This is a genomic window from Candidatus Pelagibacter sp. (genome assembly GCF_052046145.1).
Classification (GTDB): Bacteria; Pseudomonadota; Alphaproteobacteria; order Pelagibacterales; family Pelagibacteraceae; genus Pelagibacter.
This window is the reverse complement of the sequence record NZ_JBNGZR010000001.1, coordinates 860,262-880,039: the sequence shown is the minus strand read 5'-3', so window position 1 is coordinate 880,039 and position 19,778 is coordinate 860,262. Positions and strand designations below refer to the sequence as shown.

Annotated in this window: 20 protein-coding genes; 9 read left to right on the top strand and 11 right to left on the bottom strand. The window is 30.1% G+C overall.

Annotated features, from left to right (window positions below; genetic code table 11):
• Positions 1–5: 5 nt before the first annotated feature.
• The 5 genes from fdhF to ACTT88_RS04740 are packed head-to-tail and all read right to left on the bottom strand — an operon-like array spanning position 6 to position 6,167.
• Positions 6–2,774: a formate dehydrogenase subunit alpha gene (gene fdhF, locus ACTT88_RS04760; RefSeq protein ID WP_440908173.1), complete on the bottom strand. Its 2,769-nt coding sequence runs from the start codon at positions 2,772–2,774 to the stop codon at positions 6–8.
• A complete protein-coding gene (locus tag ACTT88_RS04755; RefSeq protein WP_440908172.1) occupies positions 2,774–4,429 on the bottom strand; it encodes an NADH-ubiquinone oxidoreductase-F iron-sulfur binding region domain-containing protein in 1,656 nt (551 codons plus the stop codon). The genes fdhF and ACTT88_RS04755 overlap by 1 nt, the downstream gene beginning before the upstream one ends.
• Before the next feature lie 18 nt (positions 4,430–4,447).
• Positions 4,448–5,287 carry a formate dehydrogenase accessory sulfurtransferase FdhD gene (fdhD, locus tag ACTT88_RS04750; RefSeq protein ID WP_440908171.1) on the bottom strand — a complete coding sequence of 280 codons (840 nt, stop codon included), beginning with the start codon at positions 5,285–5,287 and terminating at the stop codon, positions 4,448–4,450.
• A 4-nt stretch (positions 5,288–5,291) separates the two neighbouring features.
• Positions 5,292–5,768: an HPP family protein gene (locus ACTT88_RS04745; RefSeq protein ID WP_440908170.1), complete on the bottom strand. Its 477-nt coding sequence runs from the start codon at positions 5,766–5,768 to the stop codon at positions 5,292–5,294.
• Positions 5,769–6,167 carry an iron-sulfur cluster assembly scaffold protein gene (locus tag ACTT88_RS04740; RefSeq protein WP_440908169.1) on the bottom strand — a complete coding sequence of 133 codons (399 nt, stop codon included), beginning with the start codon at positions 6,165–6,167 and terminating at the stop codon, positions 5,769–5,771.
• A gap of 42 nt (positions 6,168–6,209) precedes the next feature.
• On the opposite strand from ACTT88_RS04740, the gene mobA reads away from it, so the two are divergent.
• The 5 genes from mobA to ACTT88_RS04715 are packed head-to-tail and all read left to right on the top strand — an operon-like array spanning position 6,210 to position 11,350.
• Positions 6,210–6,818: a molybdenum cofactor guanylyltransferase gene (gene mobA, locus ACTT88_RS04735; protein WP_440908168.1), complete on the top strand. Its 609-nt coding sequence runs from the start codon at positions 6,210–6,212 to the stop codon at positions 6,816–6,818.
• On the top strand, positions 6,811–8,055 hold the full coding sequence (locus ACTT88_RS04730; protein ID WP_440908167.1) for a molybdopterin molybdotransferase MoeA: 1,245 nt from the start codon (positions 6,811–6,813) through the stop codon (positions 8,053–8,055). Before mobA ends, ACTT88_RS04730 begins: the two co-directional genes overlap by 8 nt.
• A gap of 49 nt (positions 8,056–8,104) precedes the next feature.
• Positions 8,105–9,010, top strand: coding sequence for a DMT family transporter (locus tag ACTT88_RS04725; RefSeq protein ID WP_440908166.1), 906 nt, complete (start codon positions 8,105–8,107; stop codon positions 9,008–9,010).
• Between the two features lies 1 nt (position 9,011).
• Entirely contained in the window at positions 9,012–10,229 is a 1,218-nt protein-coding gene (locus ACTT88_RS04720; RefSeq protein WP_440908165.1) for an aminopeptidase P family protein, read from the top strand.
• Between the two features lie 5 nt (positions 10,230–10,234).
• Entirely contained in the window at positions 10,235–11,350 is a 1,116-nt protein-coding gene (locus tag ACTT88_RS04715) for a serine/threonine protein kinase (protein WP_440908164.1), read from the top strand.
• Here the strand turns inward: ACTT88_RS04715 and ACTT88_RS04710 are convergent, their stop codons facing one another.
• Positions 11,351–11,578 (bottom strand): hypothetical protein, encoded by a 228-nt coding sequence (locus tag ACTT88_RS04710; RefSeq protein WP_440908163.1) that lies wholly within the window; start codon positions 11,576–11,578, stop codon positions 11,351–11,353.
• 11 nt (positions 11,579–11,589) lie between these two features.
• Entirely contained in the window at positions 11,590–12,057 is a 468-nt protein-coding gene (locus ACTT88_RS04705) for a hypothetical protein (RefSeq protein WP_440908162.1), read from the bottom strand.
• Positions 12,058–12,156: 99 nt separating this feature from the next.
• Here ACTT88_RS04705 and ACTT88_RS04700 point away from each other — a divergent pair, with 99 nt between their 5' ends.
• From ACTT88_RS04700 to ACTT88_RS04690, 3 genes are read left to right on the top strand one after another with little or no spacing between them, the layout of a single operon-like run.
• The gene (locus tag ACTT88_RS04700; protein ID WP_440908161.1) at positions 12,157–13,584 is read left to right on the top strand and encodes a CRTAC1 family protein; all 1,428 of its coding nucleotides are present in this window, start codon (positions 12,157–12,159) and stop codon (positions 13,582–13,584) included.
• A 7-nt stretch (positions 13,585–13,591) separates the two neighbouring features.
• Complete coding sequence (locus tag ACTT88_RS04695; protein ID WP_440908160.1) at positions 13,592–14,284, top strand: hypothetical protein; 693 nt, start codon at positions 13,592–13,594, stop codon at positions 14,282–14,284.
• Between the two features lie 12 nt (positions 14,285–14,296).
• Positions 14,297–15,034, top strand: a complete 738-nt coding sequence (locus ACTT88_RS04690) for a CDP-alcohol phosphatidyltransferase family protein (protein WP_440908159.1) — start codon at positions 14,297–14,299, stop codon at positions 15,032–15,034.
• A gap of 5 nt (positions 15,035–15,039) precedes the next feature.
• Here the strand turns inward: ACTT88_RS04690 and ACTT88_RS04685 are convergent, their stop codons facing one another.
• The 3 genes from ACTT88_RS04685 to ACTT88_RS04675 are packed head-to-tail and all read right to left on the bottom strand — an operon-like array spanning position 15,040 to position 17,948.
• The gene (locus tag ACTT88_RS04685) at positions 15,040–16,113 is read right to left on the bottom strand and encodes a Gfo/Idh/MocA family protein (RefSeq protein ID WP_440908158.1); all 1,074 of its coding nucleotides are present in this window, start codon (positions 16,111–16,113) and stop codon (positions 15,040–15,042) included.
• Positions 16,110–17,120 (bottom strand): Gfo/Idh/MocA family protein, encoded by a 1,011-nt coding sequence (locus tag ACTT88_RS04680; RefSeq protein ID WP_440908157.1) that lies wholly within the window; start codon positions 17,118–17,120, stop codon positions 16,110–16,112. Before ACTT88_RS04680 ends, ACTT88_RS04685 begins: the two co-directional genes overlap by 4 nt.
• A gap of 3 nt (positions 17,121–17,123) precedes the next feature.
• The gene (locus ACTT88_RS04675) at positions 17,124–17,948 is read right to left on the bottom strand and encodes a phytanoyl-CoA dioxygenase family protein (RefSeq protein ID WP_440908156.1); all 825 of its coding nucleotides are present in this window, start codon (positions 17,946–17,948) and stop codon (positions 17,124–17,126) included.
• Between the two features lie 47 nt (positions 17,949–17,995).
• Between ACTT88_RS04675 and ACTT88_RS04670 the strand changes: the two genes are divergently transcribed.
• On the top strand, positions 17,996–18,442 hold the full coding sequence (locus ACTT88_RS04670) for an MOSC domain-containing protein (protein ID WP_440908155.1): 447 nt from the start codon (positions 17,996–17,998) through the stop codon (positions 18,440–18,442).
• Positions 18,443–18,448: 6 nt separating this feature from the next.
• Here the strand turns inward: ACTT88_RS04670 and ACTT88_RS04665 are convergent, their stop codons facing one another.
• Positions 18,449–19,762: an MFS transporter gene (locus ACTT88_RS04665; protein WP_440908154.1), complete on the bottom strand. Its 1,314-nt coding sequence runs from the start codon at positions 19,760–19,762 to the stop codon at positions 18,449–18,451.
• Between the last annotated feature and the right edge of the window lie 16 nt (positions 19,763–19,778).

Here is a 19,778-nt window from a genome sequence, read left to right as displayed (position 1 = left end):
TTTAATTAACTAACTTCGGCTTGATTTTCTTTTGGTTTAACTTCTGTTTTAAATTGATTAGAAATTTTTTGTACTTCAACAGAAGATACTTTGTATTCTGCACACATTGTTTCTTCATCTTTACCATGACCTGTAACCATATTAACCATATGTTCTGGGAAATGGAATGTAGTAAAAACAATTCCTTCTTTAACCTTATCTGTAACCTCAACCTTAAGAGCAACCTCACCTCTACCTGAATAAAGTCTTCCGATATCACCAGTGTTTAGATCTCTATACTCAGCATCTTTAGGATGAATTAATAAAACATCTTCATCTACAATATTTATATTTTTTGTTCTTCTAGTCATTGTTGCGGCGTTGTAATGTTGTAAAACTCTACTAGTTGTCAAAATCAAAGGATAGTCTTTTTGATTAGCTTCAATTTCTGATGATTCTTTCCAATCAAAGTTTTTAAGTCTGCCTTTACCTAATTTAAATGTTTCTGTATGTAAAATTTTCGTATCAGTTCCATCTTCTTGAACTGGCCATTGTAATCCAAATTTTCCAAGTCTCTCTCTGGTAACTCCCTTAAAGAAGGGAACAATATCAGCAATTTCTGCTAGAACTTGATCTGCATCATAAGTTGGCTGGTTAAAACCTAATTTCTGCATCATCTCAGTTACAATTAATCCATCAGGTTTAGTTCCTGGAAGAGGAGGTACAGCTCTGTTCACTCTTTGAATTCTTCTCTCAGTGTTTGTAAAAGTTCCATCTTTTTCTAAGAAAGTTGTACCAGGCAATACAACAGTTGCTAATTTTGCTGTTTCACTCATAAATATTTCCTGTACAACTAAAAGTTCTAAAGAGTTCATAGCTTCAATAACATGTGCGCTATTAGGATCTGTTTGAACAATATCTTCTCCTATGATCCATAAACCTTTTAATTCCTTGTTTATTGCAGCTTCAAACATTTGAGGAATTTTTAATCCTGGTTTAGTCGGATGTGTTACTCCATATTTTTCAGTATAAAATTCTTGATGTTTTTCATCAGCTACAGGAAAATATCCAGCACCCTGGTGTGGTTGACATCCCATGTCTGCTGCACCTTGAACATTATTTTGGCCTCTTAAAGGATTAACTCCAACACCTTTTCGTCCAATGTTTCCTGTAATCATTGCTAGATCTGCAATTAACATTACAGTTTTAGATCCTTGTTCGTGTTCAGTAACTCCAAGACCATGAAACTCCATTGAATTTTTAGCAGTTGCATATGCAATTGATGCTTCTTTAACTAGTTGTTTATCTACTCCAGCTACTTTTGCTAAATGATCCACATCTTGTCTTTCAATTTCTTTTAAGAAATTATCAAAACCTTCAGTTCTATCTCTAACAAAATCTGCATTATAAAGTTTTGATTTAATAATAAAGTGCAACATCATATTTAGAACTGCAACGTTAGTTCCAGGTCTTAGTTTAATATGATAATCAGCAAGTTTCGCTAGTTCAGTTGTAACTGGATCAAGTACAATTAATTTTTTTCCTTTCATGATTTGCTGTTTTATTTTTGCACCTGTTACAGGATGAGCATTAGTTGGATTAGCTCCAATTACCAAAAATAAATCTGCATGATAAATATCTTCTGTAGAGTTAGTTGCTGCCCCAGTCCCAAAAGTTTGTTGCATTCCCCAAGCTGTTGGTGAATGACAAATCCTTGCACAACAGTCTACACTGTTTGTTCCAACTGCAGCTCTAATCATCTTTTGGAAAACATAATTTTCTTCATTCGTACATCTTGCAGAAGAAATTCCAGCAAAAGCATCTGGACCATTATCTTTTGTAATTCTGTTCATTTCCTTTTTTATAAAATCATAAGCTTCATCCCAAGAAGCTTCTTCAAATTTTCCATTTCTTTTAATTAAAGGTGTTTTTAATCTGTCTTGATGATCATAAAAACTAAATGCATATCTTCCTTTAATACACGTATGTCCAGCATTAACTTCTGTTTGTTTAGGTGTATCAATAGCCACAACCTTATCATCTTTAATCGAAGCCTCTAAATTACAACCAACACCGCAGTATGAACAAGTTGTTCTAACTTTTTTATCTACTGCAGCAGATTTTGATTGAAAAACATCTGAAATAGCATCTGTTGGACAAGTGTGAGCGCATGCACCACAAGAAACACATGAACTATCTCCAAACATCATGTCGTTATCAGTTGTTATTCTTGACTCAAATCCTCTTCCACTCATTGTAAGTACAAATGAACCTTGAATTTCATCACAAGCTCTGACACATCTTCCACAATTGATACAATTGTCTAAATTCATTCTCATGTAATCATGAGATGTATCTCTTGGAATACCTTTATGTTGTTTTGGACTGTTATATCTGTGATCAGAAATACCTAAGTCATTAGCAACAGTTTGAAGTTCACAATTATTATTTACCTCACAACTATCACATTCCATTGGATGGTCTGTTAATACTAATTCAACAATATTTTTTCTAAGATCTTTCAAAGATTCATTTGAAGTAAATATGTGTTGATTTTCAGCAACTGGAGTATGGCAAGAAGCAACTACTTTTGTAGGACCATCTTTTTCTAAAGCAACTTCGACCGAACACACTCTACAAGCTCCATAAGGTGCTAAATTTGGATCATCACATAAAGTAGGAACTTTTTTTTCACCTACATAGCTTTTTACAAATTTTAAAATAGACGAATGATTTGGTCCGATTTCATACGGTTTTCCATCAATATATGCAATTTTTCTTTTCTCTGAACTCATTAATTATCTTTAACCATATCATTTTTCATTTCATCCCCAAAGTACTTTAGAATGTTCTGAATAGGAGTGGGTATAGCTCCGCATAAAGCACATAAACAACCTTTTTTCATTGTAACAAGCAATTCTTCAAGCAATTTCAAAGGTATTTTGGCAGTTTTCTTTTTAGCTTGGTCAAACATTTCTTTACCTCTGTAAGATCCAAGTCTTCCAGGAAAACATTTTCCACATGATTCTTCAGCAGAAAATTCAAAAAGATGATGAATGTATTCAGCCATTGAAAAATCTTTAGGAATACTCACCACACTAGCATGACCTAACATGAAACCTTTTGCAGTAAACTCCTGAAAATCTAAATTAAGATTTTCTATTTCACTTAATGGAACCACACCACCAAGTGGCCCACCAATTTGAAAAGCTTTTAATGGTTCTTTATACCCTCCACCAATTTCATTAAATATTTTTTTCATTGGAGTACCCATATCAATTTCATAAACACCTGGGTTGTTAAAGAAACTATCCAAACAAACTAATTTAGTACCTGCTGATTTTTTATTTCCTATAGATGAAAACTTTTCAGAACCATTTATTAAAATTCCAGTTGCAGCTGCTAGAGTTTCAACATTGTTAACAACAGTTGGTTTTTTATATAATCCTTCTGTAACAGGAAAAGGAGGTCTAACATCAACTTCTGCTCTTCTTCCTTCAATAGATGCAATCAAAGCTGTTTCTTCTCCGCAGATATACGCACCTTGACCAATACAAATTCCTAAGTCGAATGAAAAATCTGTTCCTAAAATATTTTCACCTAATAATCCTAATTTTTTAAGTTCGTTTATACTACCATTTAATGCTTCAATCGATTTTGGATATTCTCCTCTTATATATAAAACACCCTCATCACTCCCAATTACATAACCACATATTACCATTCCAAAAATAACTTTCAAAGGCTGGTCTTCTAATAAATATCTATCTGAGAAAGCACCAGAGTCGCCCTCATCTGCATTACAGATAACATATTTTTTATCTCCTTTTGCTTTACTGCAGAAATCCCATTTCATTCCTGTTGGAAAACCTGCGCCACCTCTTCCTGTTAAATTTGAATCTAATAATGATTTTACTATTTCTTTTTTATCTGTTTTTAAAAATTTACTTAATTGCTCTTTGAATTGATCTGTTGAAGATAACTTGTCATCCATTAAAAAACTTGTTGTTGCATAACTTTTAGAGAAAAACTTATCTTGTTTAATTTCTTCACCTTTAATTATTTGGTCAATTTTTTCTATATCTTTACCAGCATAATTTTCTCCATCATAGTGAAATGCATGGTTTTCATAACAATGACCTAAGCAGAACATTTCTCCAACTTTGTCATCACCTAGTTTTTCCTTTAGTTTATCTTTTAATTTGTCTTGAGTACCCGCACACATGCATGCACTACCGTTACAAACGAACGCTTTTTTTTCTCTATGAGAAGGTCTTAAAAACTCATAAAAGGATTCTGCACCATGGAGAGTTGAAACACCTAGGTTATGTTTTTTGGCAATTTCTTTAATATCTTGTGGATTATCGCTTAAGGTATTTTCTGAGATTTGCTTAAATAAGTTATCTTTTAAGCCTATTCTGCCTGATAAATTACTTATATTTTTTGACACAAATACCCTTTTATTAATTTAGTCCACAATAACTTTTTTGTTATTTGTGTAAATATTAAAACTGTCCCTCTTTACGAAACCAACAAGGGTAATGTCAAATTTATTCGCTAAATCGATAGCAAGACTAGTTGGCGCACCAACGCCTATCATTATACCTATATCCGTCATCAGAACTTTTTGAACCAACTCAAAATTTAGTCTACCTGAGCATGTTATAAATTGGTTTTTAGGATCAATTTGGTTGCTCTTTAATGCACAACCAATAAGTTTATCTAGAGCATTATGTCTTCCTACATCCTCTCTGACAGCAACCAATTCTCCATTTCTATTAAAAAGACCGCTAGCATGAATTCCACCTGTTTTACTAAATTCCGATTGGCCTTCTCTCAATGTATCTGGTGATTTTACAATTACCTCTTTTTTTATTTTCGGCTCTAATGAATTTGTTTTATTTTTTTTTATTATTTCAAGAGCATCAAGTGAAGATTTTCCACATACACCACACGACGAATTAGTTAAAAAATCTCTTTTTATTTTTGAAATATTCACATTTTCAGAATTATTTAAAGTTGCTAATATTTTATTTTGAATATTGTATTGACCAACTTTATCTCCATAACTTTCTATTGAATCAATATCATCAATATTTTTTATAATTTGTTCATTATATAAAAAGCCTCTTACAAGATCCTCATCATCACCTGGAGTTCTCATTGTTACAGATAAACTTTGAATTATCCATTTATTAGACTTATTATATTTTAATGAAATCTCCAATGGTTCTTCAATTGAAATTAAATCATCTATATTCTCAAACTTATTAGATGAATATTTTAAAACTTTATATTTAGAATTCATTAAATTATTTTAATGGATAGTTTTTTTTTAATAAATATTTGTTAATTAAAATTGCTAATAATAATATAATTATAGAACCAAAAATTATTGGATTAATTAAATAATCATAAGAGGCACTTCCTATAATAACTATAATTGGATTTCCACCAGCAGGTGGGTGAACAATATTAAATAAAATCATTAAAAAAACTCCTGCTCCAACAGCGATTGCAATACTGATATAAATAGGGAGCGGAATATAGTTTACAAAAATTACTCCTACTAAAGCAGTTACCAAATGTCCAAAAAAAACATTTTTTGGTTGTGCAAATGGGCTTTCAGGAAAACCAAATAGTAAAACCATTGAAGAACCGAAAGAGGCTGCAATAAAATATCCGAGTGTACTTTTATAAGTAAGGACTGTTAGCACACCAATTGTAAATGCAGAAAAAAAACCTGCAATTAATGCTTTTTGCAATAATGGTTTTGTAATTTTAATCATTTATATTTTTAATGCTTTGGCAATAGTTCTTAATGGTAAAAGCAAACATTCTTTTCTTGAAAGATTTTTTTTATCTAAAATTTCTTTAAAGTCTTTCCAATGTTTTTCTATACTTACTTTTGCGTCCTCAAAAAGTTGCTCACCAACTTTTATAAATTTTTTTATGTCATCAACTTTTTTTTCCTTAATTTTTCTGGATAATAGACTGACTGATGCCTGACAATAAACACATGATTTACATTGATAACCCATATCCTTTATAACATCTTCTTTGACAATTAAGCTTATTTCCATCTCATCACCACATAATGGATTTTTGTGTTTTGACTTATGAGTATAGTTTTCAACAACTTTATTGTTTTCAGTATGGGCTGCTATTTCTAAAATTCTTAAATCCATTTAATTTCTTTAATTCAACTTGTAATGTTTTATATTTTATAGATGGATCATAACAATATTTTAGGCACTGTGCTAGCAGGCGGTAAGTCACAAAGGTTTGGAGAAGATAAATCCCAAGTAAAGTTAGCTGGTAAATTGTTAATTGATCATATGTTGACTGAAATTATTGATGAATTCAAAGAACTCTTAATTGTATCAAATAATAAAATTAATTTTCATAACTCAGAAAAAATTTCAATAATTGAAGATTTTGAAAAAGGTCATGGTCCGTTAGGTGGAGTTTTGTCAGCTATGAAATGGATAAAAGAAAATCAAAAAGACTACAAATGGATTGCAACTTTCCCTGTTGATACCCCTTTTTTTAAGAGACAAATACTTAAAGATTTTATTCTAAATATTAATTTTAATGAAAGTGATTTATTTTTCATTAAGTCAAACAACACACGACATAATATATTTGGCTTATGGTCGATTAATTTACTAGATAAGTTAGAGAAGGATTTAAAAAATGGAGAAAGAAAAGTAGAGTTATGGGCTAATAATACTGGGGTAAAAATAATTAATATGGAGTTTTCAAATAACAATCCTTTCTTTAATATAAATACAAAAGAAGATTTAAAAAAAGCCAAAGCAATACTCAAAAATGATTAGTTACGAAAAATCTAAGACAATTTTAAAAAAAGCAAAAATTAAAATTAAAGAAGAGACTATAAAGAGTATAAATTCTCTTAATAGAGTAGTTTCTATCAATGTTTATTCTAATATAAATTATCCAGCAGGAAATAATGCTGCATTTGATGGTTACGTAATTAATTCAAAAGATACTAATGGATTAAAGAAAAAATTTCCAAAAAAATTTAAAATTATTGGTTCAATTGCGGCAGGAATGAAACCATTTAAAAAAAAGATAAAAAAATTTGATACTGCTGAAATAATGACTGGAGGAATTATACCAAAGGGTTTTGATACAATTATTCCTATAGAACAAATAATTTTTGCACCTAATAAAAAATATATTTTAATTAACCACAAAATAAAAAAATTTAATCACGTTAGGTTTGCAGGCTCGGATTATAAAAAAGGGGAGGTTGTAATAAAAAAAAATACAATTGTTCAACCAAACCATATTTTAGCTTTTAAAAGTTTAGGTATTAAACAAATTAAAGTAAAAAAAAGAATTAACATATTATTTTTTTCAACAGGAAACGAAATATCAGACAAAGATAATATTCCAAATTGGATGGTAAGAAATTCCAATACATACTATATTAAAAACTTAAATCAAAATTTTTTATTTAATTTTAAAAGTGGGAGTATATTGAGAGATGATCATCAAAATATTTTTAAACAAAAAATAAATAAATTAATTAAATCTAAAGATGATATTATTATTACTTCAGGCGCAGTATCTGCAGGTAAGTTTGATTTCATACCTGATGTTGTTAAAAAATTTAAGTTATCAAGCTACTTTAAAAGTGCTGCAATAAGGCCTGGAAAACCAATTATGTTTGCAAAAATTAAAGGGAAAGAAAAGGCAATATTTGGACTCCCTGGAAATCCAATCTCATCAGCCGCATGTTTTAGATTTTTTGTAATACCATATATTTTAAATGTTTTAGGATTATCAGAAGAAAAATCAATTAAAGCTATTTTGATGAACGGTTTTAATAAAAAAAAAAATTTCACAAGATTTGTAAAGAGCCAATTAAGCACAACTAAAAATGGAAAAATAAATGTTAAAATTTTAAAAGGCCAAGAGTCTTTTAGAATTAAATCTTTTGTAAAATCAAATATTTGGGTTTTGTTACCATCGGGCAAATCAAAATTTAAAAAAGGAGAGATCGTTGATTGTTTTTTCCCCAACCTTTCAAATCAAAATTTAGTTTAGAAACGTATTTTTGTTGTAGAAATTTCTATTTACATTTAGATTTCTGAATATGTTAGAGTTGAGAAATCCAAGAATAGCTATTCCCGTTGTACTTTTTGCTGGTTTATTGTGGTCATTTGGCCCATTAGTAGTTCGATACATGGATAATCCTCAATTGGCACCTTGGCAGTATATTTTTGGGAGAGGTTTAACAATTTTCATTTTATTAAATCTTTATTTATTTTTTGAGGAAGGAAAAAATTTTTACAAAAACTATTATAAAATAGGTTTATCTGGAGTAATTGGTGGATCTGGGTTGGGGATTGCTATGATTACGTTTATTTATTCAATTACAAATACTAGTGCTGCAGTCACTTTGCTTTGTTTGGCAGCAATGCCTTTTTTTACAGCATTATTAGCATTTTTATTTTTGAGAGAAAAAATTTCTCTTAATGTGTGGATATCAATAATAATTGCAACAGTTGGTATCATTATTATGGCACTAGGAAACACTGGTGAAAAATCATTAATTGGTTTTGTATTCGGTTTAACTTCTTCAATTGGTTTCTCAGTTTTTTCTGTGACTCTAAGATGGAGAAAAGAAACACCAAAATTCACAACTGTAGCTTTTGCCGGTTTCTTTTGTTTTGTGTTTGCAACAATTATGATTTTATCAAACAATTTAGTTTTTTTTTCATCTAGCTATAATGGAGCTTTATTTTCTTTGCATGGGACACTAGTTTGTTTTGGTTTAATTTTATATTCAATTGGATCTAAAGCGATACCAGCAGCAGAATTGACCTTATTATCTTTAACTGAAGTTGTAGGCGGAATTTTTTGGGTCTGGTTGCCATTATTTGGCATTAACGAAGTGCCATCCACAAATACTATAATCGGCGGTTTTTTTCTTTTTGTATCGATATTTTATTACAGTTTAATAATGAGATGGAACAAAAGATACATAGCATTAAATTAATATGGAACGACCAGATTTTTTTGAACTTAAAAATGGTGAAAAAGTAAAATTACCTTTTACAGATAAAGAATATAATGATCGAGTAAGCAAACTTAGATCAGTGATGGATCAAAATGGTCTTGATATGGTTATCTTAACTTCAATGCATAACGTAGCATATTACACAGGTTTTATTTATTGCTCTTTTGGAAGATCTTACGCATGTGTAATCACTCAAAATAAAATCTCAACAATTTCAGCTAATATTGATGCAAGTCAACCTTGGCGTAGATCTCATTGTGATAACGTTATTTATACTGATTGGAAAAGAGATAATTTTTTAAGAGCTATTGTTTCAATAATTGGAAGAGATGAACCTCCAAAAAATATTGGAATTGAAAATGATCATGTCACTTTAGATATGAGAGAAAAAATAGGATCTATCTTTACTTTCTCTGTATTTAGCGATGTTTCAAAAGATCTAATGAAACTTAGAATGATTAAATCTGACGAAGAAATTGAGATGATTAGAAATGGTGCAAGAATCGCAGATATTGGTGGTGAAGAAATAGTTAAAAATATTAGAGAAGATAATACAGAGATCGAAGTAGCAATTGCCGCAAGAGATAGAATGGAAAGAGAGATTGTTAAAAGCTATCCAGGTGCAGAGTACATGGATACTTGGGTATGGTTTCAATCTGGTATCAATACAGATGGAGCTCACAATCCAAAGACTAATAGAAAATTAGTTAAAGGAGATATTTTATCTTTAAATACTTTTCCTATGATCTCAGGTTACTACACTGCATTGGAGCGAACTTTATTTCTAGATCATGCTGATGATGCTTCACTTAAAGCTTGGGAGGCAAATGTTAAAGTTCACAAACGTGGATTAGAACTAATTAAACCGGGTGTTAAGTGTTCTGATATTTGTCATGAGCTTAACGAACTTTTTACTGAGCTTGGTTATCTTCAGTATCGAACTTTTGGTTATGGACATTCATTTGGTATGCTTTCACATTTTTATGGAAGAGAGGCTGGATTAGAATTAAGGGAAGATATTGATACGGAATTAGAAGAAAATATGGTTGTTTCGATGGAGCCAATGATCATGATACCAGAAGGTAATCCTGGTGCAGGTGGATATAGAGAACATGATATTTTAGTGATTGGTAAAGATGGGGCAGAAAATATTACAAAATTTCCTTTCGGCCCAGAGCATAATATTATAAAAAACTAGTCTTTATGAATGAGAATAAAACTATTGTTAATAGTTGGAACGAATGGGATCCGTTAAAACATGTAATTGTCGGGAGAGCGGACGGTACATGTATACCAGCGCCTGAACCAGCATTAGATGCAAAAGTTCCAGAAGATAGCGATATGCGAGGTAAGTTTGGACCAAGAACAAAAGATACTGTCGATAAAGCAAATCAACTTTTAAATGATTTTTCAAGTATGCTTAAAAAAAGAGGCATTAAAGTTGATCGACCGACACCTATAGATTTTAATCAAAAAACTTCCACACCTGATTGGGAAGCAGAAACAATGTTTGGCTGCATGCCTCCAAGAGATGTTTTATTAACTGTGGGTAATGAGATATTAGAAGCTACAATGAGTTATCGTTGTCGATGGTTTGAATATTTGTGTTACAGACCACTTTTAAAAGATTACTATAATCAAGATCCTAACATGAGACACGAATCTGCTCCAAAGCCAAGATTAACTGATTCAGATTATAGAAAGGATTATTTATCAGATAAAATTGGTGTTCAAAAAAGATTAGAGTGGACTGAAAAAAAATATTTTGTAACCACTGAAGAAGAACCATTGTTTGATGCAGCTGACGTACTAAGATTTGGCAAAGATTTAGTTGTTCAACATGGTTTTACTACAAATTTGAAAGGAATTGATTGGCTAAAGAGACACTATAAAGATCACAGAGTTCATGCGGTTAACTTCCCAGGTGATCCTTATCCAATTCACATTGATGCAACTTTTACCCCAATTAAAGAAGGTTTAATTATCAATAACCCACAAAGAAGACTTCCTAAGGAACAAAGAAAATTATTTGTAGACAATGGTTGGGAAATCGTAGACAGTGCTCAACCAGCGCATAACGAACCACCTCCATTATGTTATTCATCAACCTGGCTATCAATGAATGTTTTAGTTTTGGATCCAAAAACTGTATGTGTGGAAAAAAGTGAAACTTATCAAGCTGAACAATTAGATAAATTAGGAATGGAAGTTATACCAGTAGAACTTAGAGATGCCTACGCTTTTGGTGGAGGCCTTCATTGTTGTACAGCTGATGTTTACCGAGAAGGTGAACTCAAAGATTATTTTCCAAAACAATAATTAATTTGGATTTTGTTTTAAAAATTCAACGTATTTAATTACATCCTCATATTTTTCATCTGGAATATCTTTGTAGCTGGCATTGAATTTGCTTTTCACACAAATAGCAACATGAGCATATGGGTTTCTTCCTTTAGGGTGATTTGGGTGATCAGGTAACTGACCTACCAAATAATCGCCAGCTTCCTGAATAATTTTCCAGAGTTTACTTGCGTTTTCTTCGTTCATGCTAATAAATTTTATCTAAAAAATAAACTTTTTCTTATATCTATAATTTCTCTGATCTTTTTTTCCTTAATAGCATTCCAAGAAACAAATAAAGTACACAATTGATACAAGGCAAATATCTCATTTTTTTCATTTTGGGATAAATCACTATCTGCCTCTATATAGTCTTCAAAATGAGAAATATTATTTCTTGCACAATTTAAATAATATTTACAAGCATCTGTTACTGTAGCGGTTGACCACCATTTTGAGTCTCTGAAAAGATTAGATATTTCTTTATAGAAATAACTTTTTTCAGATATAACCAAATCCTTTTGAACATTTTCTGAAAATTGATCCAATTCAAATTGAATTAAAGCTAATATTTTTTTTTCGCTACTTTTCTTCACAAGTAATTCGATGACGTTTTTATACGACATTGATTGGATTTTATTCCAATTATCAAAAAAATCGTTTGGTGCTTTGTTTAGATCGCTCATGATTAATAATATTTTTAAATTTATATTAAAATTACACTAAATTAACTATGCCAATATTAACAGTTTTAATTTTTAATTTTTAGTCTAGTTGGAAATTAAATGAAAAAATTATTTATATTTTTATTAATATTTTTAAATATTGTGAATTATTCAAAGTCAGACGATTTCTTTGAAGATATAACTTATCAAATATTAGAAAATCAACCCAGATTAAGTTATGGCGTATCAGTTTCAGACGTAAACAATGATGGTAACTTTGAATTTATAGTTACTGGATTTGGATTTAATAATTTAGCCTTAGCTCATAAAAAAGGTATTTTATTTAATTCAATTAACCAAAGTATATTTATAGACAAAAATCGTAAAACCATAGGAGTAGCATCCTGTGATATTGATCAGGATGGTTATGAGGAAATATATTTTTTAAATACAGATACTTATAGTGGAAACAAAAGATATTCTGACAGGTTATTAGATTTTGATGGGAATAAATTTTTTGATTTGTTTGAATTAAAAATAAACCAGAAAAATTTAAATCTTACAGCAGGTAGATCAGTTGTATGCGTAGATAGAAATGGAAATGGAGCTTACGGAATATACGTCGCAAATTATGGTGGACCAACAAGATTTTATGAGCAAGAAGGAAACGAAATAATTGATAAAGCTTCGGAGCTGGGTATTGATAAAATTACTGGAGGTAGAGCGGTTATTTCGGGTAATATTTTATCTGGAAGATCTGATATTTTTGCTGCAAACGAAAGAGGGGAGAATTTTTTATATTATAATAATAATGGAAATTTTGTCGAACTTGCGAAAGATTATGCTGTTGATGATATCTTTCAAAATGGCCGTGGAACTGCTCTAAGTGATATTTATTATAGAGGTAGATTAGACATTTTAACATCAAATTGGGAAGGCCCTCATCGAGCATTTGTTTTAAAAAATGGAAAGTTTGAAGACATAGCTGACAAAACTTTTAGCACTCCATCAAGAATTAGAACGGTAATTTCAGCCGATTTTGATAATGATGGTTATGATGAAGTGTTCATGAATAATATTGGCGAGCCAAATAAATTATTTAAAATTTTAGATAATGGTGAGTTCAAAGAAATAAATATTGGAAATGCTTTAGAAATTAATGGATTAGGAACAGGAGCTGCAGTAGCCGATATAGATGGTGATGGAATACTTGAGCTTTTAATATCTCATGGAGAATCTGGTTATCAGCCTTTAACTTTATATAAGGCAAATTTAAAAAAAAATAATTTCTTAAGGATTAAGCCAATTAATATGCATGGTGCTCCAGCAAGAGGCGCTACTGTAACTCTTGTTTCAAATTTAAGAACTCATTCTAAAACAATAGATTCAGGCTCAGGATACTTGTGTCAAATGGAGCCAGTGGCACATTATGGAATACGAAAAAATGAGAAAAATATTAAGATTATTGTTACATGGACAAACGGAGAAGAAAATACTTTTAAAATTAATGAATTAAATAAAACATTGGAAATTAAACAAAATAATTAATGTTTTTATGAAAAAATTTTTTTTTATAATATTTACTATATTTTTAGTTTTTTCATATAACTCAAGTTTAGAAGCACAAGCAAGAAATTATTATCAAGAGTTAGTAATTGAATGGAGTAAAATATTTCCAGATAGAAATAGAAATGCTGCTGGTCCAAAATTTTTTAAACATATATTGAACAAAGATATTACTTATCAAGAATTTGTTGAATTTAATAAACTTTATTGTGCTGTATCTGGTTCTTTAATAGATCCTAATGCTGATCCTGAAAAAGTATATTTACAAGAAGTTGGTACAAATAAAAAAGTTTGTGGTGATTATTTTAGGTGCTGCATCCCATGCTCATGTGATTTAATGAAATATTCAAAAGTTGATAAAATGAAACATAAATTTAAAGATGTAGAAAAAGAGTTTTACGTTTTAACTATTAAAAACCCTTGTGGTAAAAAAAATTTTCCTAAACAAGTAAATAGAGATTATTTTTGTGATGGTGAAAGTTTATCAAAAGATCAAGTTGTAGAACTAAATAACAGGCTAGTAATTGGATTATTCCATCAAGCTAAATCGTGTGATAAATCTGAAATTGTCAAAATAGATAATCATCAAGTGACTGGTTTATTTTGTGAATTTAGAAACAATACGCCTGATGAACAATTGCAAAGTGGAATGGGAGATATTTTCATAAAATTGGCTAGATAATTTTAGAAAAAAATGAGTAAAGAAAAAAATATTAAAACCTATGAACTTTTTAAACAAGATAGATTTCTTAGTATTCTTGTTCATTTATTGACTGGAATAGGAATTGTTGCTGGTTTTTTTGCTTTAATTGCTGTTATGAATAACAACCAAAAAGGGGCTTTTCTTTGGCTTGGGTTTGCTTTTTTAATAGACAGTGTTGATGGAACTTTAGCTAGAAAATTTAATGTGAAAAAAAATTTACCACACATTGATGGTAAAATGCTGGATAGTATAATTGATTTTTTTAACTATGTTATAATACCATCAGTAATGATTTATTGGTTTAGGTATGTACCAGACCAGTTTATTTTATTAATTCCTGTAATTTTGATTTTTATTTCTATTTATTCTTATGTGAATTTGAATATTTTAACAAATGATAATTACTATAATGGTTTTCCAGCTATTTGGAATGTAATCGTACTTTACTTTTATATTTTTGGTACCAGCCAAAATTTTAATTTGATATTTCTAATTTTGTTAATGTTACTAAAATTTTCTCCTTTAAAATGCATTCATCCTTTAAGAGTTAAAAAATTTAAAAGTTTATCAATTATTTTTGCAATATTTTGGTTCATTACTTCAATTTTGCTAATTTTAATAAAGGATTTAAACATAAACCCAGTATATGAGGTTTTCTTAATGTTTTTATGGGTTGTTTCAAATATTTATTTTATATCTGTAAGCATATTTAAAACATTCAAAAATTGATTAATTTAATTAAGGAGCCAGGAATTATAAAGTTTATTTTTTTTATCTATTGGAATTTCAATTGTTTTATTTTGTCTAGATGAAGCATAGACTGCGGTGACAAATTCTAAAGAATTTCTAGCATCTGTTAAAGTTACCTCATCACTAGGCAAACCGTTAAGTTTATTTGCTATTTCTTCAAACATACCAGCATACCAGGATTTAGTTTGTTTTACTTTAGATAATACATCTTGAATTTGACCTTGTGTTATTGGTGCTCTTGGTAAAAAAGTCCACTCATCATCAGCCGGGCTATAGGGTTTTTCAGGAGAAGCAGCAGACTCAGCAGTTAATCCCTCAAAACAAAATCGAAGTCTACTTGTATCGTTTGCAGCACCTAATGTGATAGAACTCGTCACCAGAGTTCCATTTTCCATTTCAATTGAAAGGGCAGCACAATCCTCAACCTCAATATTATTTACTCTAGTTGATAGCTTGGCAAAAACATTTGAAACAGGACCTAGAATCATACTAACTAAATCATGAATATGAATAGAGTGACTTAAAATAGCTCCACCTTGTTCACCTTCCCAAGTTCCTCTCCAAGGTTTTGAATAGTAATCTTTTCCTCTATTCCAATGAGTTTCTAAAGAAGCAATCAATGGTTTTCCTGCCAAACCAGATTTGATTAATGCTTTTAAATTTGAAAATCCTAGACCATATCGATATTGAAATACTGGAAAAATAATCTTGCCAGTTTCTCTGCTGATTGTTTCTAGTTTGTCCACTTCTTTAAGACTTGATACTAAAGGTTTTTCACAAATTACATGCTTTCCAGCCTCCATAGCTTTTTTACAAGCAGAAAAATGTAAATGGGGTGGTAGACAAATATCAATGATATCAATTTCTTTTACTTTTAATACATCGTCAAAATTAAGAGAAACTTTAGTATTTGTATTTGATATTAATATTTTATCAATAGATTCTCTTGTTAAACCACACAAAGTGTGAACATTAAATCTCTCAGATACTTTTTGAAAGTCCTCAAAATGTTTCGCTCCTATATTAGTTCCAATTATAGCTACTTGATATTTTTTCATTTTTTTTCAGCTTGCTCTTGTGCTTTAATAGCAAGTTCCATTGAAAGATAAGTTAGTTCCTGAGGACATGCAGTTTCTGTTCTATTTAAAACATCATTAATTAAATTATTAAAGTAGGGTAGCTTAATATTAGAGCAATCAATATGTGTTACTTCATCATTATTTGCTAAAAATAAATGATTACCTTTTTCTGATTTTGCTAAATCTGTATATTTTCTTATTTCAATAAAACCTTTGTCTCCAAGTATTAATAATCTTCCATCTCCCCAGGTTGGAAGAGCATCTGGAGTAAACCAATCTAGGCGAATATAACCATGACCACCATTACCAGTTAGGTTTAATTCACCAAAATCTTGAAAACCAGGCATATCTTTCTTTGTTGTATTTTCAACTAATGCATGATTGATTTTTGCCTGATTTGAATTTGTAAAAACTAAAAATTGATGAATTTGGTGGGAACCAATATCTGTAATTATTCCCCCATAACTTTTACGATTATAAAACCAATCAGGTCTTTCATAGTTTCCTTGTCTATGTGGACCTGTACCAATAGTTTGTTTTACTGTTCCTATTTTGCCTCCATTTACTAATTCTTCAGCTTTAGCAACTGCAGCAACGTGAAATCTTTCAGAAAAATTTACAGACCATATCTTTCCAGTTTCTTTAACAGCGTTTTTTAAATTACTTAACTGATCTAAGGTAGTACAGCCCGGTTTATCTACCATGACATCTTTACCAGCTTTTAAAGCATCTATTGAATGACCAGCTCTGTCTACAGGGATCGAAGATATTAAAATCATATCTATAGATGAGTCATTTAATATTTCCTCTTTATTTTCTTTTCTTTTAATATTTGGATATTTTTTATTAAATTCTTGAAGAGTTAAAGGATCCCCATCTGTCCAAAAGTAATTACAGCTACAACCCTCTTTGATCATTTCATCCAGCATATCGAAAATATGACCATGATCTATTCCGATCACTCCAAGGTTAAGTATTTTTTTCATAAACTAATAAGAACCTTTTTGTTTTGCGCCTTTATAAAAAATTTCTTGCAAGTAATCATTTTCTTTTTTTCGAAGCAAAATACTTTCTTCATTCATTAAAGAATTAGTTCTATTTATAATTTCATGATGATGATATTTATCCTCTCCTCTTGCAATTTGAACACTATTTTTACCTAAGGTTTGTTTTACGTTTGTACCTATATAACTTTGGATAACAAATCCTATTCTTCTATCATTACTCTTATTTATTCCTGAACCATGCACTATTCTTGGATGATGCAAAGACATTTGACCAGCTTTTAGTTTTATAGATTTAACTTCGTCTTCGGGTACATTTTCTACTGTTTGTCCTCTGGTAAGTAAATTTCCTTCATTAAATTTTTCATTGTGATCTTTAATATTTAAATGTGATTTAGGCCACATTTTCATACATCCGTTTTTTTCATTTGAGTCTGTTAATGCTACCCATGCTGTGACCCAATTATGAGGTTCTAATCCTATGTATTTTGCATCTTGGTGATAGCTTACAAATCCTTGCTCGTTAGGGTTTTTAATAAATAAAGTAGTGCTGCAAACTAAGATGTTTTTTCCAATAATACTTTCTACTGCATCTAAAATTTTTGAATTATGAACAATCGAATCAAGTTTTGGCGAAATTAAATGAACATTATATCTTCCTGACTTTTTTATTTCATTTGGTAATTTTTTTTCGATTAACTCAATTTCCTTTCTTGCCTCTAATGCTTCACTACATGACAAAACTTCAATAGGTGATATGTAACCTAGATCTTCGTACTGTTTAAGTTGATTTGATGATAGATAAGTCATATTATTTTGAAAAGATTATATGAGCTCAACTATTTCTTCAATATTTTATGGCCGAAGTATTTAAATTAGGAATTGCTGCTAATAACAATCAACCAATCAAGGAAGTAAATTCAATTGAGGTTTTAGCAAATAAAGGAATAGTAGGTGATCGACACTTTCATGACTTTAATGATCCTTACAATCAATTATCTTTAATTGAAGCTGAGAATATTGATGAATATAATATTAAATTTGGGCTCGATATACCTTACATCAATTTTAGAAGGAATATTGTTACAAAGGGTATTCAATTAAATGACTTAATTGGAAAAAAATTAAAGGTAGGAAGTGTTGAATTAGAGGTAATTGAATTATGTCGTCCGTGTAGACATTTGACTGAAATGCTCGATCAAAAAAATATTCTTAAAGAATTTATGAGAAAAGGTGGACTTAGATGCCAAATTCTATCCTCTTCTAATATTAATATCGGTGATAAAATAGAAAAATTGAGCTAAATATTTTTATTTTGAAGATTTATCTTCATTAAAAATAGAAACAGGATTATTTTTCACCGGTTCTTCAATTGGTTCAGTAGTTGGGTTTAGCTCTATACCAGCTGGTGTAATTGATTGAGGCATCGCAACAAATTGTGAATCAGGATTTTCAACAACAGGTCTTACTTTTGATCTATAAATACCATAAATTCCAATTAATATATGAAAAAACATCAAGAATATAAAAAAACCATTTAAATTAGTTAAGTCCATAAATATTGAACACAAAAAAGGTCCACCTATTGCGCCCATACCAAATGTGAATTGTAAACTAGCACCTGCAGCAACAAATTTTTCTTTTGGTATAAAATCATTTGTATGTGCTAAAATTAATGAAAACATAGGAAGACTACAAAATGAAAATAATATTAAGAAAATATAAAACCAAAACTTACTTGTAGCTAAACCATCAGGCATATACATCTGGCTAGAGGCAAAAATTGCACAAAGTGCAAAGAATGCTGCAGCAAAACTAACTGTAATAATTACTGTTCTTCTATCATACATATCGGAGAGTTTTCCTATTGGCCATTGTGAGATCGCTCCTGATACTGCTAATAAAAATGTTACAACTGAAATTTGAAATATAGAAAAATTCATTCCTGCTGCATATACAGCTAGTAAAGTAAATAATGCAGATTGAATTGTGCCATAAAAAAATGAACTGACCATTCCAAAAGGAGAAGAAATGTAAGCTTCTCTTAAGGTCATAGTCTCAATTTTTTTAAAAGTAGGAGGTTTTCTTTTTGTTAATAAAATTGGTATTAGAGCTCCCGAAGTAATTACTGATATCAAAATAAAAGGTTCAAAATTTATTGGATTGCTAAAATTTAAAAAAAACATACCACAACCCATTGCTCCATATAAAATCATCATGTATAATGATAAGACACTTCCTCTGTTTTTATTACTTGCTCTATCATTTAACCAGCTTTCAGCAACTGTATAAATAGAAACCATGCTAACTCCTGTTAGCACTCTTAACAAAAACCATACAAATGGGTTTATAAAAACCGCATGAATCAAAATAACTAAAGATGCAATAGATGCAAAAGCAGCAAAAATCCTAATATGTCCAACTCTGGAAATTAATTTTGGAATTGTAATCGCACCAATAAAATATCCCACAAAATATCCAGACATCATGAAACCTGTAGCAGCTAAACTAAATTCTTCTTTAACAGCTCTAACTCCTAGCAAAGATCCTTGAAAACCATAGGCAAGCATCAGAGCTCCCATTCCCAAAAATAATGCCCAAGAATTCTTTAATATTTTGTTCATATGAATCGCTATCTAT